This window comes from Flavobacterium aquidurense (genome assembly GCF_031458035.1).
Taxonomy (GTDB): Bacteria; Bacteroidota; Bacteroidia; order Flavobacteriales; family Flavobacteriaceae; genus Flavobacterium; species Flavobacterium aquidurense_C.
Window position 1 is genome coordinate 242,628 of sequence record NZ_JAVDXR010000006.1, and the last position, 14,724, is coordinate 257,351.

The 14,724-nt window shown below is 32.9% G+C and carries 16 protein-coding genes; 10 read left to right on the top strand and 6 right to left on the bottom strand.

The window, feature by feature from the left end; genetic code table 11:
• Positions 1-11: 11 nt before the first annotated feature.
• The 3 genes from menA to J2X17_RS11915 form a co-directional block, all read right to left on the bottom strand.
• Positions 12-974, bottom strand: coding sequence for a 1,4-dihydroxy-2-naphthoate octaprenyltransferase (menA, locus tag J2X17_RS11905; RefSeq protein ID WP_310298116.1), 963 nt, complete (start codon positions 972-974; stop codon positions 12-14).
• 102 nt (positions 975-1,076) lie between these two features.
• Complete coding sequence (locus J2X17_RS11910) at positions 1,077-1,910, bottom strand: 1,4-dihydroxy-2-naphthoyl-CoA synthase (RefSeq protein WP_017498510.1); 834 nt, start codon at positions 1,908-1,910, stop codon at positions 1,077-1,079.
• Between the two features lie 777 nt (positions 1,911-2,687).
• The gene (locus J2X17_RS11915) at positions 2,688-3,545 is read right to left on the bottom strand and encodes a CvfB family protein (RefSeq protein WP_310298118.1); all 858 of its coding nucleotides are present in this window, start codon (positions 3,543-3,545) and stop codon (positions 2,688-2,690) included.
• Positions 3,546-3,709: 164 nt separating this feature from the next.
• Here J2X17_RS11915 and J2X17_RS11920 point away from each other — a divergent pair, with 164 nt between their 5' ends.
• Entirely contained in the window at positions 3,710-5,059 is a 1,350-nt protein-coding gene (locus J2X17_RS11920; protein WP_310298120.1) for a M28 family metallopeptidase, read from the top strand.
• Between the two features lie 48 nt (positions 5,060-5,107).
• On the opposite strand, the gene J2X17_RS11925 is transcribed toward J2X17_RS11920, so the two are convergent.
• The gene (locus J2X17_RS11925; RefSeq protein ID WP_310298123.1) at positions 5,108-5,449 is read right to left on the bottom strand and encodes a DUF2853 family protein; all 342 of its coding nucleotides are present in this window, start codon (positions 5,447-5,449) and stop codon (positions 5,108-5,110) included.
• Positions 5,450-5,535: 86 nt separating this feature from the next.
• On the bottom strand, positions 5,536-7,197 hold the full coding sequence (menD, locus tag J2X17_RS11930) for a 2-succinyl-5-enolpyruvyl-6-hydroxy-3-cyclohexene-1-carboxylic-acid synthase (protein WP_310298125.1): 1,662 nt from the start codon (positions 7,195-7,197) through the stop codon (positions 5,536-5,538).
• Positions 7,198-7,366: 169 nt separating this feature from the next.
• Between menD and J2X17_RS11935 the strand changes: the two genes are divergently transcribed.
• Together J2X17_RS11935 and J2X17_RS11940 are read left to right on the top strand one after the other, a co-directional pair.
• Positions 7,367-8,542 carry a thioredoxin family protein gene (locus J2X17_RS11935; protein ID WP_310298128.1) on the top strand — a complete coding sequence of 392 codons (1,176 nt, stop codon included), beginning with the start codon at positions 7,367-7,369 and terminating at the stop codon, positions 8,540-8,542.
• A gap of 86 nt (positions 8,543-8,628) precedes the next feature.
• The gene (locus J2X17_RS11940; RefSeq protein ID WP_310298130.1) at positions 8,629-9,126 is read left to right on the top strand and encodes a GNAT family N-acetyltransferase; all 498 of its coding nucleotides are present in this window, start codon (positions 8,629-8,631) and stop codon (positions 9,124-9,126) included.
• A 159-nt stretch (positions 9,127-9,285) separates the two neighbouring features.
• On the opposite strand, the gene J2X17_RS11945 is transcribed toward J2X17_RS11940, so the two are convergent.
• Positions 9,286-9,867 carry a glutathione peroxidase gene (locus tag J2X17_RS11945; protein WP_310298132.1) on the bottom strand — a complete coding sequence of 194 codons (582 nt, stop codon included), beginning with the start codon at positions 9,865-9,867 and terminating at the stop codon, positions 9,286-9,288.
• A gap of 720 nt (positions 9,868-10,587) precedes the next feature.
• Here J2X17_RS11945 and J2X17_RS11950 point away from each other — a divergent pair.
• The 7 genes from J2X17_RS11950 to J2X17_RS11980 all read left to right on the top strand — a co-directional run bounded on the left by J2X17_RS11950 (position 10,588) and on the right by J2X17_RS11980 (position 14,724).
• Positions 10,588-11,118 carry an RNA polymerase sigma factor gene (locus J2X17_RS11950; RefSeq protein ID WP_310298138.1) on the top strand — a complete coding sequence of 177 codons (531 nt, stop codon included), beginning with the start codon at positions 10,588-10,590 and terminating at the stop codon, positions 11,116-11,118.
• Positions 11,118-11,906, top strand: coding sequence for an anti-sigma factor (locus tag J2X17_RS11955; protein WP_310298141.1), 789 nt, complete (start codon positions 11,118-11,120; stop codon positions 11,904-11,906). The genes J2X17_RS11950 and J2X17_RS11955 overlap by 1 nt, the downstream gene beginning before the upstream one ends.
• Positions 11,907-12,002: 96 nt before the next feature.
• Positions 12,003-12,389, top strand: a complete 387-nt coding sequence (locus J2X17_RS11960; RefSeq protein WP_310298144.1) for a DoxX family protein — start codon at positions 12,003-12,005, stop codon at positions 12,387-12,389.
• A gap of 34 nt (positions 12,390-12,423) precedes the next feature.
• The gene (locus J2X17_RS11965; RefSeq protein WP_310298146.1) at positions 12,424-13,158 is read left to right on the top strand and encodes a DUF3667 domain-containing protein; all 735 of its coding nucleotides are present in this window, start codon (positions 12,424-12,426) and stop codon (positions 13,156-13,158) included.
• 93 nt (positions 13,159-13,251) lie between these two features.
• On the top strand, positions 13,252-13,584 hold the full coding sequence (locus tag J2X17_RS11970) for an ArsR/SmtB family transcription factor (RefSeq protein WP_310298149.1): 333 nt from the start codon (positions 13,252-13,254) through the stop codon (positions 13,582-13,584).
• 18 nt (positions 13,585-13,602) lie between these two features.
• Entirely contained in the window at positions 13,603-14,076 is a 474-nt protein-coding gene (locus tag J2X17_RS11975) for a DUF6428 family protein (protein ID WP_310298151.1), read from the top strand.
• 18 nt (positions 14,077-14,094) lie between these two features.
• Positions 14,095-14,724: a low molecular weight phosphatase family protein gene (locus tag J2X17_RS11980; protein ID WP_310298154.1), complete on the top strand. Its 630-nt coding sequence runs from the start codon at positions 14,095-14,097 to the stop codon at positions 14,722-14,724.

Here is a 14,724-nt window from a genome sequence, read left to right on the forward strand (position 1 = left end):
TGAACTTTATTTTATCTTCCCCCTAAGAAAAGATTAACAATGATATCTGAAATCAAGGAAATCATACATACTGTCAATAGTATTGAAAGCAAGAATGTGCTTAGTGCCACTTTTTTTAATTCGGGATCTAAAAGCTTAGGATCTTGGTTTTTATAAACGGTAATTAAATGTTTTGTTAAAGGGATGTAAGCTAATAGAAATAGGTATTGATCGAAATTATAATTGCTCAAAATGGCAAAAACCACCACTAAAATCATTGCTGTAATGATTAATGTGAAGTGATAAATTTTAGCTTTTGCGCCACCAATCTGAACAACAATTGTGTTTTTTCCAGATTTTCTGTCTGATGCTTCGTCACGCATATTGTTCAGGTTTAAGACACCTACGCTCAATAATCCGATCGAAATTGCCGGTAAAATTAAAAGCGGATCAACTTCTTTTGAATATAAAAAGTTAACGCCTAAGGTGCTCACTAATCCGAAGAAAATAAAAACAAAAAGATCTCCAAAACCTCTATATCCGTAAGCTGAATTTCCAACTGTATAACGAATTGCAGAAAAAATTGCTGCGATTCCTAATAATAAAAAGAAGATTGAATATCCAAAATTAGATTCACCAAAAGCAAAATATATCAGGATTATAGCAGATAATAATGTTAATGCCGAAGTTATAATTATCGCCTTCTTCATTGCCTGAGGCGTAATAACACCGCTTTGAATTGCACGTTGTGGACCAACGCGATCTTCATTGTCTGTTCCTTTTACACCGTCTCCATAATCATTTGCAAAATTGGATAAAACCTGCAACCCAAGAGTTGTTAAAAGTGCAAAACCAAAAATTTTCCAGCTAAAAACTTCTGTTGGTGTATTGATGGTTTCAGTTGGGTTTGATAAGGCGTATATACTTCCTACTATAATTCCGGAAACTGATAAAGGCAAGGTGCGCAATCTGGCGGCTTCAATCCAATGTTTCATTCTTTCTATTTTGTTTATTTTGTTTTTTTAGTTTCATGTTTCAAGTTTCAAGTGTTGGATTTCGTAACCTGAAACCTGAAACTTGAAACAATTTTTAACTTTTTATGGCAACCATTTATTTTCTCCGAAATTTGGTTTTCTTTTTTCTAAGAATGCATTTCTTCCTTCTTTCGCTTCTTCGGTCATGTATGCCAAACGAGTTGCTTCACCAGCAAAAACCTGTTGTCCAACCATTCCGTCATCTGTTAGGTTCATGGCGAATTTTAGCATTTTTATAGAAGTTGGTGATTTTTGAAGGATTTCCTGTGCCCATTCATAAGCAGTAGCTTCAAGTTCATCATGCGGAATTACGGCATTTACCATTCCCATGTCCATTGCTTCCTGAGCTGAATAGTTTCTTCCTAGAAAGAAAATTTCACGTGCTTTTTTCTGACCTACCATTTTTGCCAAATAAGCAGAGCCATAACCACCATCAAAACTGGTAACATCCGCATCTGTTTGTTTGAAAATAGCATGTTCTTTACTTGCCAAAGTCATATCGCAAACTACATGCAAACTATGTCCGCCACCAACTGCCCAACCCGGAACAACGGCTATAACTACTTTTGGCATAAAACGAATTAGACGCTGTACTTCAAGAATATTTAAACGATGCTGTCCATCTTCACCTACATACCCCTGATGTCCGCGTGCATTTTGATCGCCACCACTGCAAAAAGAGTAAACACCATCTTTGGTTGACGGTCCTTCTGCAGAAAGCAACACTACTCCTATCGAAGTATCTTCTTGTGCATCGTAAAAAGCCTGGTATAATTCTGAAGTTGTTTTTGGACGGAAAGCGTTTCTCACATTTGGTCTGTTAAACGCTATTCTTGCAACTCCGTTACATTTTTTATAAGTTATATCTTCAAATTCTCTGGCAGTTATCCAATCCATTTCTATTTGTTTAATTTTAATAATTATAGCGTAAAAATAAAGCATTTTTACATTTTTACCTACTCAAATCGGCTTTAGTCTGCGCTAAAATAACTTTCGAATAGCACAATTGATATTTACTCACAAAAAATAACATTATTTAACATTGGTTTTTAAAAATATTTAAGTAATTTTACAGCCTAGAAATCAATGAGATACATTTAATTTCATTGATTTAAGATTGATTTTCTTTCACTGATTTATTAACCTAAAAAATGACTTTTTTTGAGAAAAATTAAAAAATTTGTCGCTCATATTTTTAGGGTTTTAAGTAGTAAACCTATGATTAATGAGCAAATGATTTATGCATTTGTCAAGACTTCTAAAAGGAGATAGTAACACCTAAGGTTAAAGGCTAGAATTGTTTAAGTAACCAGTATAAGAATTGATTACGAAAAAGAAGAAAAATACTGACTAAAACTTTCTATAAGTTATTCTATCAAACCAAATGGATTAGCCGTGAAATTGATTTTTTGATTTTAAGACGAGCGCATCGATTATTTAAAGACATACCAGATAACAGAGTAACTCCTAAAATTCATAAAGTTGTTATTCTATTAATGGATTCGAATAATTTTATTTCTGTTTTTTTTTAATTACAATTTTTTTTAAAACTGAATAAAAAGAGAAAGGCTGCTTGTAATGAGCAGCCTTTCTTGTATAATAAATCCCAATTTTTTAAATCCCAAATTCCAAATTAGAGATTCTCAAGTTGGAATTTGGAATTTTATTTGGAATTTAATTTTCCTTTACCAAATAAATTCCATCATCTTTTATCTCAATAAGTTTGTCTTTATATAAAGCTCCAATTGCTTTTTTAAAGGTCTTTTTACTCATTTTCAACACGGTTTTAATATCCTCGGGATGTGAAGCGTCATTTAATCTTAAAAAACCGCGATTAGCTCTTAATTCATCTAAAATCTTTTCAGAATTTGGTTCAATACTTTGATAACCTTGCACTTGCAAAGCTACATCAATTTTATTATCAGGACGAATATTCTTGATATAGCCAGTCATTCTGTCTCCAGTTCTGATCGCGTCATCATAAACTTCATCTTTATAAAGCAATCCTTTGTGTCTTTCGTTAATAATTACATTGATACCTAACTCGGTAATATGAGAAACTATCAAATCGACTTCTTCTCCTTTTTCAACTGTAAGCTGATCATTTGATAAAAATTGGTTCAATTTACTTGAAGCCACCAAACGATTGGTTTTTTCATCCATATAAAGGTAAACCAAATAACGCTTCCCTTTTTCCATTGGGCGTGCTTGCTCTTTAAACGGAACCAGAATATCTTTTTCCATTCCCCAATCCATAAAAGCTCCCACCTGATTGGTGTAATTAACTCTTAACAGTGAAAATTCATTCAATAAAATATAAGGTTCAAGTGTAGTAGCAACAGGACGTTGCTCGTGGTCTAAATAAACAAAAACGATAAGTTCCTCGCCTATTTCAAATTCGTTTGGAACGTATTTATTTGGTAATAATATATCGTGAATTCCTTCAGGATCTTTTTCAGGATTTCCTAAAAATAATCCAACTTTGGTATCGCGTAATATGGTAAGTGTATTGTATTTTCCTATTTCAATCATATTCTTAAGGTTCTAAGCTGATAAGCAACTAAGTTTCTAAGCTGCAAATGTACGAAGTTTGGAAATGGGAAACCGAAAAATGTTCGGATAAAAAAAGAAACAGTTACCTTATTATCGCTTGTGCTTTTTAATTAAATTTGAGAATGCAAACTAACTCCAAATCAATGAAAAAAACTACTTTCTATTTCGTTTTTGCCTTTCTGATTTTTTCTCAAATAGGTATTTCGCAGGTTGCGGAAGATCCTGAAATTAAGAAAATGATTTCAGAAGTTAAAGCCGAAAACCTCGAAGCAACGGTTCGAAAACTGGTTACGTTTGGTACCAGACATACGCTGAGCGACACTAAAAGCAAAACAAAAGGAATTGGCGCTGCACAACAATGGGTAAAATCTGAATTTGATAAATATGCGTTGGAATCTGGCGGAAGACTGACTTCAACAATTGATTATTTTACGGTTAAAGCCGACGGAAAAAGAATTAAAGTGGATAGTCAGCTTGGAAATGTGATGGCTACTTTAAAAGGAACTGACCCTAACGATAATCGTGTACTTATCATCAGCGGCCATCTGGATTCGCGTGTTTCTGATGTCATGAATGTAAAATCTGATGCTCCGGGAGCCAATGACGATGGTTCTGGTGTTGCGGCCATAATGGAACTTGCAAAAGTCTTGAGTAAAAGATCATTTTCGGCCACCATTATTTTTGTTGCCGTTACCGGAGAAGAACAAGGACTTTACGGCGCAAGACATTTGGCCGAATTTGCAAAAGAAAATAATTGGAATATCCTTGCCATGCTTAATAACGACATGATTGGCAACAGTTTATCCAGCGGAACAAATTTAAGAGACAATACGCAGGTAAGAGTTTTTAGCGAAACTATTCCGTTTTTAGAAACGGAAGATGAAGCCAAAATGCGTAAATCAACCAGTCGTGATAATGACAGCCCTTCAAGATTATTGGCACGTTATATCAAAACCGTAACGGAACAATATGTAGATCAGTTAAGTGTAAAATTAGTGTATCGAAATGATCGTTTTTTACGTGGCGGAGATCATACTCCTTTTAGCCAAAACGGATTTACAGCGGTACGTTTTTGCGAAATGAACGAAAATTTTGATCATCAGCATCAGGATTTAAGAACGGAAAACAATACGAAATTCGGAGATTTACCTGAATTTATGGATTTTGATTATCTGAGAAAAAATACCTGTGCCAATTTAGCCGTTTTGGCAAATTTGGCATGGTCTCCAAAAGCTCCATTGAATGTTGGAATTGAAGTTAAAAACCTTTCGAATTCGTCTACTTTAATTTGGAGTGCTCCGGATGATAAACCTCAATTTGGTTATCAAATTTTGATGAGAGAAACATCATCATCACATTGGGAAAAAACTTTTTTTGTGAAAGATACAAAGATCGAAATCCCATATTCTAAAGACAATTATTTCTTTGCAGTGCAGACAGTAGATGCTTTAGGACATGCAAGTATTCCGGTTTTTCCAAATCCGATTAGATAGAAATCAAAACAATAAAAAAGCGCCTAAATGGCGCTTTTCTTTTAAATTTTATTGGTAAACACTTTCCTTTTTAAAGTGTAAAGTCAACAGATAATAAACTACTGCTCTAAATTTATTTCTGTTAGATTTGCCATATTTTTCTAAAACGGCATCGATTCCTTCGTCTAAAGCGGGACTGTCTGCTAATCCTAATTTCTTGATTAAGAAACTATTTCTAACCGTAAGCAATTCAGATTGTTGAGAACCTGCAACAATAGATGCATCTGCATCATAAATTGAAGGCCCGCAGCCAATTGTAACTTTGGTCAGCAAATCCATATCTGGATTTACACCACATTTCTCTTTTAAATCCTCTGCGTACTTCTTAATTAATTCTTCTCTTGTGCTCATAAGTTTTAAAATTGGTTATAATTATGGTTCCAAAATTAAAATTTAATTCAGCTAATATGTAAATTTTAACAGTATTTAACCTACTTTTATACTAGCTCTTTAAAATATTGCTTTAAAACAACATCATTTTCAGTTGTTGGTGTAAATATTTCAAGAATTGCCGGAGTATCATTTTGGGAATACAATGCTGTAATTCCTTTTTCTAAAGATTCTGTATCAGAAGCTTTCAAATAATTAAACTGATACATCTTTGCCAAATGTTCAGCGGTTAAATGATGAGAGGTTTCAAAATAGGTATTAAAAACAGGTTTTTCCTCATGTCCAGGTAAGATTCTGAAGATTCCTCCTCCTCCATTATTAATCAAAATGATTTTGAAGTTTTTTGGGATGTAGGCATTCCACAAAGCATTACTGTCATATAAAAAACTGATATCACCAGTTACGAAAATATTTTGCTTTTGACTCCCAACAGATGCTCCAATCGCTGTAGATGTGCTTCCGTCAATTCCGCTTGTACCACGATTACAAAAAACTTCAATCGACGGATCGATATGAATTAATTGCGCATATCGAATGGCCGAACTATTGCTGATTTGCAATTGGCTGTTTTTTGGTAATGAATCAATTACTTTTTCAAAAACTTTAAAATCTGAAAAAGGTATTTTTTTCAAATATTCGTTTCTTCTGATTTTTCTGAAATTATAAATTTTGCCAATTTTTTCAGCATATTTACTTTTTGTATGCTCCGTTTTTGACATCAACTCCTTAAAAAAGTTGTTTGGCTGCATTACAAAATGATGTGTCAAAGCATTGAATGTATTGTAAGCTCTTAAAGTGTCAATATGCCAATGTTCTTTTGGTTTGTGTTTGCGCAAAAAAGCTTTGATGCGTTTAGATACAATCATTCCTCCAAAAGTTACTAAAATATCTGGATTAAGTTCTTTAAAATCAGCATCATCAAAAGGCGTAATTAAAGTATCAATACTATTAATAAAATCAGGATGATGTAAGTTTGAAGTCGTTTCCGTCAACACTACAACTGATGGATCTTTTGCCAAATTATCGATAATTTCCTGATCTATTGCGTTGGCATCGTTAACACCAACCATGATTAACTTGCGCTTGGCTGAATTCCAGATTGAAACAAAATCGGCTATATTTTCAATAGTTTTTGTTCCGATAATTTCTTCTGAATGTGTGATTTTTGGCTGTACAGAAAGTTCTGAAACGGTTTCGTATAAGGGTTCTTCAAATGGTGCATTAATATGAACGGGGCCTTTTTGAAGAATTGCCGTTTCGATTGCTTTGTTGATTTTCAAATCATTTTCATCAGAAGCTTCTTCGGTTAAATTGGCATTGAAAACAGAGTGGTTCTGAAAAACATTTTCCTGACGAATAGTTTGTCCATCACCAATGTCTATCTTACTTTGCGGTCGGTCTGCAGAAATCACAATTAATGGAATCTGGCTATAAAATGCTTCGGCTACAGCCGGATAATAATTTAATAAAGCTGAGCCTGACGTACAAACAATTGCTGTTGGATTTTTGGTTTGCTGTGCTATTCCAAGAGCAAAAAAAGCTGCCGATCGTTCATCTGCAATGCTATAACAGGTAAAATTAGGATGCTGTGCAAAACCAATCGTTAAAGGTGCATTTCTAGATCCCGGAGAAATAATAATATTGGTAATTCCTTTTGCTGAACAAATTTCTATAATGCTTTGAGCAAGCGGTATTTTGGGGTAAATCATTCTTATGGCGTATTATTTTTAAAGAAATCTAAACTTGTAAATTTCTTTTGCTATCACAAAGTTACAAACTTCACTTTTGATTTGCTTATAAATTGGCAAGATATTAAGGCTGTTTTTAGAAAAAGGAAATATATTTGTAAAAGTTAATTTTGAATAAAATCTCTTCTTTATGCGTTTTATCTACCTTTTTTTACTTTGCATTTCGATACAAACCGTAAAGTCACAAGGTCAATTTGTTCCTAATGATACTCCCTATAAAAAAGCGCTGGAAATGGCCAAAACTGAAGGGAAACCACTTTTTATAATGCTTTACGCCGATTGGTGTCCGCATTGCAATCTGATGAAGAAAGAAGTTTTCAGCGATCCGAATGTGATGGATTTTTTAAAGGAAAATTATGTATGCATCTGGAAAAATATTGAAAAGGAAGAAGGAATAGCCTTAAAGAATAAATACAATACTAAATCATTGCCTACTTTTTTGTTTTTAGATTCAAACGAAACACTTTTATATGCATTAAAAGGCGAAATGAAAACAGGTGAATTCATGTATGAAGTAAAAAATGCATTGAATTCTAAAATGCAATTGCCTTATTTAGAGAAGGAATTCCTTTCAGACCCAAGTAATTCAACCAAGTTTTTCGCGTACCTGAATACTTTGAAAAAAGGAAAAGACAGAACTGATTTATCTCCTCCAACGCATATATATCTAAACACACAATCTGATGCCCAATTGATTAGCGAAGATAACTGGCGCATTATCGCCAATGGTGTAACAGATATCAATTCACGAGAATTTCAATTTGTTTTAAAACATCAGAAAGAGTTTGTTGCTGTGTCTTCCCAAAATCGTGTCGATCGCAAAATGGAAAGTATTGTAACCGAATTGCTTCGTCCGTTGGTGGATAATTTAGATACTGTAAATTACTATAAACAAAGAGAAGTTGCAAAGTCAATCCGATTACAAAAAACAGATTCTCTGGTGTTTAAATTCGATTTAACTCTCGCCGAAAGAACTGAAAAATGGCAGTTTTATAAAAAAGTAACACTGGCAGATACAGAGAAATTAGTTTGGAACGATGCTAGTTTTCTAAAAGATATCGGACAAACTTATTTAAAACATGTTAAAGATGTTGAAAGCCTAAAAAAATCTATTTACTGGGTAAAACATTCCTTAGAATTAAGTGATTCGTATGATGGAAATTTACTCATCGCAAGGCTTTACAACAAGATTAAAGATAAAAAATTAGCCCTTAAATACGCCAACGATGCCAAAGTTATTTGTACTGAATTGACCTGGAATCCGAAGGAAGTAGATACTTTACTGGCTGAATTAAACACAAAATAATTAAAAAATAGCCACGAATTCACGAATGATTCTCGCACTAGTTAAATATAAATTCGTGAATTCGTGGCGAAAAAAAATATTAAACCATGAGCCTTACTCTTAGACCAGCAACCGTAAACGATTTGCAAAAAATCCTGGACATTGTAAATTATTCGATTATACATACAACCGCAAATTATAACTATGAAATTCAAACTCTTGAAGTCCAGACAAAATGGTTTGAGGATAAAAAAGATAAAAACCTGCCTATTGTTGTTGCCGATTTAGATGGTGCAGTAGTTGGTTTTGGAAGTTACGGGCAATTCCGTGAAAAAATTGGTTATCAATATACGGTCGAGCATTCAGTTTATGTTGTCGATAATGTGATTGGAAAAGGAATCGGATCAAAATTATTGACTGAGTTGATTCGTTTAGCAAAAGAACAAGGTTATCACGTAATGATTGGTGCTATAGACGCTGATAACGCGGGAAGTATTGCGTTTCATGAAAAATTTGGATTTGTAGTTACAGGAACGATTCGTGAAGTTGGATACAAGTTTGATCATTGGCTTGATTTGGTTTTCATGCAATTGATATTGAAATAATTAATATTCAAAATTTTGTCAGACTGAGCGAAGTCGAGGTACGGCAAAGTGATTTAACGGTCCTGACTTCGACTTCGCTCAGTCTGACATGTACACATAAAAAAAAATCCACAAACTTGAATTTCAAATTGTGGATTTTTTGGTTGGGATTGTTTTGAATTAGCTTTTAATCCAATTAATCACGTCTGGTTCTGTTACTAATGTTTTTGGTTTAATGACTTTTACCAATTCGCCTTTTTCGTTGATTAGGTATTTTTGGAAATTCCATTCCACTTCAGAATCCTGTAAACCGTTTTTAGACTTTTCGGTTAAGAATTTGTAAACGTCGCACATATCATCGCCTTTTACAGATACTTTGCTCATCATCGGGAAAGTTACGCCATAATTCAATTGGCAAAAACTTTCGATTTCTTTATTTGTTCCCGGTTCCTGAGAGGCAAAGTTATTTGCCGGAAAACCAACAATTACAAAACCTTTGTCTTTGTACTCTTTATAAACTGCTTCAAGATCTTTATATTGAGGTGTTAGACCACATTTTGAAGCTGTGTTGACAATCATCACTTTTTTTCCTTTTAGTGAGGCAAAATCAAAAGTGTTCCCTGCTAAATCTTCAACCTTAAATTGGTAAATGGTTTCTTTTGCCATGACTTTTTCTGTTTTAGATTTACTACTTGTTTGAGCCTGCATTTGTGAGGCCATTAAAAAGAATGCACTGCAAACTAAAAATGCTATTTTGTTCATTGTTCAATTTTTTTTATAAAATTAGTTAAAATCGGTTTCATAGAAAGTCTTTGCGTGCTTTATTTTTCAAAAACTGATTTAATAAAAAAATGAAGCCTAACGTTAATCACTCGTTAGGCTTCTCCCCATACAAACAAATCAAACCATAATTAATTTATCGGCGTGTAAATAAGAAAAGTACTGCTATACTGAATTTCTTATATTGAAATCTTTTATACCTATTGTGTATTATCTATATTAATTTGAAAAACTGTAATCTGAACCATGACTTTTCCTTTTCTTAAGCTAGCATGATCTACATTGGAAAACAACAGAACAGTTGTTATACCTACAATTAACACTTTGATTTTATTCATATTTTCCATGATATTTTTTTTACGTGGAATTTTACTCAAAAAAAACAACATTAAACAATTGTTAAAATAAACAATCAACATATGCTGGTAAAACCGCTGATAAACAGATAAAAAGCTCGATTTTTTAATATTTTGCTATTTTAAGATACTATCAAATTTTATGTTATAATAGCATGTACGTAACTGGATTCATTTTGGTTTTAAAAATTTTAAAAAAAAATGCATTTTTTTTTAAAAGTCTCATTTTACAAAGTAGTACGCTCTTAATAAATATTTATTTTTCACAAAAAAATAAATTATCTTTATCTCAAGCAATACCATTTTACATATTAAATTTTGTTTACACTTTTAAATCCTTAAATTTATGACTCAAGAAGAATTATTAGTTTTAATCTACAAGAAAGACGAAAGAGCCTTTACACACTTGTACGATATGTATTCCAAAAGTTTATTTTCGGTCATCCACGTTTTGATAAGAAACCGTGAGGAAGCTGAGGATGTTTTACAGGATGTTTTTGTGAAAATCTGGAAAAATATCGATTCTTATAATGAAAGTAAAGGCCGATTTTACACTTGGATACTCAATATTGCCCGCAATACTTCAATAGATAAATTAAGGTCTAAGGATTTTAATAACAGTCAAAAAAACCTTTCATCAGATAATTTCGTAAATCTGTTAGATGACAGTAACAAACTCATCAATAAAATTGATACTATTGGGATTCAGGAATTTGTAAAAAAACTAAAACCTAAATGTATTGAAATTATTGATTTGTTATTTTTCAAAGGATATACCCAACAAGAAGCTTCGGAAGAATTAGCAATGCCATTGGGAACTATCAAAACGCAAAACAGAAACTGTATTAACGATCTACGTAATTATTTAAAAATATAATGGAAGCACAAGAATATATAGAATCAGGAATTCTGGAACTTTACGTTTACGGTTTATTGACCGAAACTGAAAATTTAGAAATAGCAGAAGCCGCTAAAAAAAGCCCGGAAGTTGATCAGGAAATTATCGCTATCGAAAAAGCGATTGTGGCTTTATCGTCCAGCTTCGCCCCTTTTCATTCAGTAGCCAATTTCGAAAAAATAAAAGCGCGTTTAGAACTGAAACATGGCAAAGTGGTCGAAATGAAACCGGCTTCGAAAATGTCACAATATGTGGGCTGGGCCGCTGCAGTTTTATTGCTTTTAGGTTTTGGATACCAAACCTTAGAATTGACAAAAACCAAAACTGCAATCGCAACTGTGGGCAGTGAAAAAACTAAAATTGAAAGAGAGTTTGCTTACTTAGACCAGCAAAATAAAGAAACTGAGAAAAGTTTAACGATCGTTAGAGATATTAAAAATACCGGAGTTACCCTTGGCGGTCAGGCTGTTTCGCCAACATCGTTTGCAAAAGTGTATTGGAATAAAGACACCAAAACAACTTATATTGATGCCGCAGGTTTACCAAAACCCCCAAAAGGAATGGTTTACCAGGTTTGGGCCTTAAAATTAAGTCCGGTGCTTACGCCAACAAGTATAGGTTTACTGAGCGATTTTGAAGGAAATTCAAATAAAATATTTGCTGTAGATCAAACCAATGAAGCGGAAGCTTTTGGAATTACACTGGAACCAGCCGGAGGAAGCTTAACACCTACCATGACTCAATTATACACTTTAGGAAAAGTTTAGAATTGAATCTTTCGTAAAAAATTAAGAACGCATATTAAGTATTTAATGTGCGTTTTTTTTATTATTTTTAATTTAATTAAAACCATAAAACAAGCTATGAACGGAACTTTACTTTTAAGAATAACAGTAGCATTTATTCTTCTCACACATTCCGTTTTTGGGATGTTTAATAACGGAATCAATGACTTCGGTAATTTATTCCTTAATCAGATTGGGTATGCTCCTTTTGGCGTGTTTCTGGCTTGGTCTATTAAATTATCACACGTTATTGCTGCCGTACTTTTGCTTCTCAATAAATATGTGAAGCTTGCCGGATTCGTAACTATTTTTGTCTTAATCATGGGTATTGTTCTGGTACATTTTCAGGAAGGCTGGTTTGTTGTTGGCGGGGGAAGAAATGGTATCGAATATAACTTCTTATTGATTATGGTCCTCTTGGCAATTATGTCACCAAACGGACTTAAAAAGGAAATAAAGGCCTAGAAAATAAAAATCTCTCCAACAAATACCACTTAGAATGGAAATAATCTGTAAAAATTGTCATCAGGTTTTCAAAGGGCATTATTGCAATAACTGCGGACAGACCGCTGAAACACACAAAATAAATGCGCATTTTTTATGGCATGATATTCAGCATGGCCTGTTGCATTTTGACGCAGGAATTCCCTATTCTTTAAAACAATTATTTACAAGACCCGGACATTCAATCAGAGAGTTTATTGAAGGAAAACGTGTAAAACATTTTAAACCACTATCATTAGTTGCCATTCTTGCTGCATTTTATGGTTTTTTGTACCATTATTATCACATCAATTTATTTGAAACATCCAAAAAATCTGATCTTGATTTAACAGATTTTAATGAATGGAATGCCACCCATTTTGCATGGACAACCATAGCAACTATTCCCTTTTATACAATTGGGACTTTTATTGTTTTCAGGAAACAAGGTTATAATTTCTTCGAATTCTTTGTTCTCAATACTTTTAAAGCATCACAAAGACTTTTTGTACAAATTTTGACATTTCCAATATTACTATATTTAAACTCCATCAATCATGCTGAGAAGTTTTCGACGATCACCTATTTAATTGGAATTATACTGACATTTTGGACTAACATTCAATTTTTTAATAAAATTTCAAAAACCAAAGCATTCTTTTTATCGATATTAAGTCACATTATATTTTTAACCTTCTTTTTGATTATTGTAGCAATAGTTCTTGTATTGACGGGAAAAATAGCTGATTAAATACAAATTAGAATTTTAAAAAAGAAAATAATTGGTTATTTTCTTTTTTTTATTAAAATCTATATCGTAATATTGCAATATAAATATAAACCAATGGGAGCAAGTAAATCAGACCACTTTACAGATCATCAAAACGAATTGGCCGTTCTAACGAAAGCATTGGGACATCCTGCGCGAATTGCCATAATTGAATATTTATTAAAAGTAAACACTTGCATTTGTGGTGATATTGTTAATGAACTTCCGCTTTCGCAGCCGACTGTTTCCCAGCATTTAAAAGAACTTAAAAATGCGGGATTAATTAAAGGAAACATCGATGGAAATGCAATTTGTTATTGTATCAACGAAGCTGGTTTCGAAAAAATAAAGGGCTTCTTTGAAATCATCTCTCTTCATATCCAGAAAAGTAAAAAAGAATGTTGTTAATCATTAAATCAAATTATTATGAAACTTTCAGAAATTAAAAAAATACTAAATACTGTTGAAACAGTAAATTTTCAGTTACCAAACGGAAATTTTGTTCCAGAATACTTTCATGTAACAGAAGTTGGCTTAATCACAAAAAACTTTATTGATTGTGGAGGAACTGTCCGCAAGGAAACTGTCGTAAACTTCCAACTATGGGATGCCAATGATTTTGAGCACCGTTTAAAACCACAAAAACTAATTCATATTATCGAACTGTCTGAAAAGGTTTTAGGTATTGAAGATTTTGAAATTGAAGTAGAATATCAGGATAGTACAATTGGCAAATATGACTTAGGTTTTAATGGAAAAGATTTTGAATTACTAAATAAAAAAACTGCTTGTTTAGCGCAGGACCAATGCGGAATTCCAACTGAAAAACCCAAATTAAATCTTACTCAATTAAATACTGATGCGGCCAATTCCTGCACACCTGGTAACGGATGTTGTTAATCAATTAATTTTATAAAAATGTCTAATTCAAATGCTTTATTTCCTAAATTAAATGAAATAGTTTCTTTATTTAATTTTGAAAAAATTACAGCAGAACGTAGAAAAATATTACAGCCCCTAATTGACTTCATTCAACTGAAAGCGAACGATAATCTTGAAATCAGATTAAATTTTATTTGCACGCACAATTCCAGAAGAAGCCATTTATCTCAGGTTTGGGCGCAAACAGCGGCACATTATTTTGATGTAAAAAATGTTTTTTGTTATTCTGGAGGAACGGAAGCCACAGCCTTATTTCCTAAAGTTGCAGAAACACTTAAAAATTCAGGATTTGATATTAAAATGCTTTCTCAGGAAAATAATCCTGTTTATGCTATAAAATTTGCTGCAACAGAATCTCCTGTTATAGGATTTTCAAAAACATATGATGATCTTTTTAATCCGGAAAGTGGTTTTGCAGCTATTATGACCTGTTCGCAGGCTGATGTTGGCTGTCCGTTTATTGCAGGAGCAGAAAAACGAATTCCTGTTACTTTTGAAGACCCGAAAGCCTTTGATAATACTGAAATACAAAACGAAAAATACAAGGAAAGAAGCATACAAATTGCCACTGAAATGTTTTACGTTTTTTCTCAAATAAAAAAATAA

Excerpts from the sequence above, each read along its gene's own strand:
- J2X17_RS11915 (WP_310298118.1), bottom strand. The coding sequence starts at position 3,545 with ATGATTGAAATAGGAAAATACAATACACTTACCATATTACGCGATACC.
- J2X17_RS11955 (WP_310298141.1), top strand. The coding sequence starts at position 11,118 with ATGGAAGCACAAGAATATATAGAATCAGGAATTCTGGAACTTTACGTT.
- J2X17_RS11940 (WP_310298130.1), top strand. The coding sequence starts at position 8,629 with ATGAGCCTTACTCTTAGACCAGCAACCGTAAACGATTTGCAAAAAATC.
- menA (WP_310298116.1), bottom strand. The coding sequence starts at position 974 with ATGAAACATTGGATTGAAGCCGCCAGATTGCGCACCTTGCCTTTATCA.
- J2X17_RS11920 (WP_310298120.1), top strand. The coding sequence starts at position 3,710 with ATGAAAAAAACTACTTTCTATTTCGTTTTTGCCTTTCTGATTTTTTCT.
- J2X17_RS11935 (WP_310298128.1), top strand. The coding sequence starts at position 7,367 with ATGCGTTTTATCTACCTTTTTTTACTTTGCATTTCGATACAAACCGTA.
- J2X17_RS11950 (WP_310298138.1), top strand. The coding sequence starts at position 10,588 with ATGACTCAAGAAGAATTATTAGTTTTAATCTACAAGAAAGACGAAAGA.
- J2X17_RS11960 (WP_310298144.1), top strand. The coding sequence starts at position 12,003 with ATGAACGGAACTTTACTTTTAAGAATAACAGTAGCATTTATTCTTCTC.
- menD (WP_310298125.1), bottom strand. The coding sequence starts at position 7,197 with ATGATTTACCCCAAAATACCGCTTGCTCAAAGCATTATAGAAATTTGT.
- J2X17_RS11970 (WP_310298149.1), top strand. The coding sequence starts at position 13,252 with ATGGGAGCAAGTAAATCAGACCACTTTACAGATCATCAAAACGAATTG.
- J2X17_RS11945 (WP_310298132.1), bottom strand. The coding sequence starts at position 9,867 with ATGAACAAAATAGCATTTTTAGTTTGCAGTGCATTCTTTTTAATGGCC.
- J2X17_RS11975 (WP_310298151.1), top strand. The coding sequence starts at position 13,603 with ATGAAACTTTCAGAAATTAAAAAAATACTAAATACTGTTGAAACAGTA.
- J2X17_RS11925 (WP_310298123.1), bottom strand. The coding sequence starts at position 5,449 with ATGAGCACAAGAGAAGAATTAATTAAGAAGTACGCAGAGGATTTAAAA.
- J2X17_RS11910 (WP_017498510.1), bottom strand. The coding sequence starts at position 1,910 with ATGGATTGGATAACTGCCAGAGAATTTGAAGATATAACTTATAAAAAA.
- J2X17_RS11965 (WP_310298146.1), top strand. The coding sequence starts at position 12,424 with ATGGAAATAATCTGTAAAAATTGTCATCAGGTTTTCAAAGGGCATTAT.
- J2X17_RS11980 (WP_310298154.1), top strand. The coding sequence starts at position 14,095 with ATGTCTAATTCAAATGCTTTATTTCCTAAATTAAATGAAATAGTTTCT.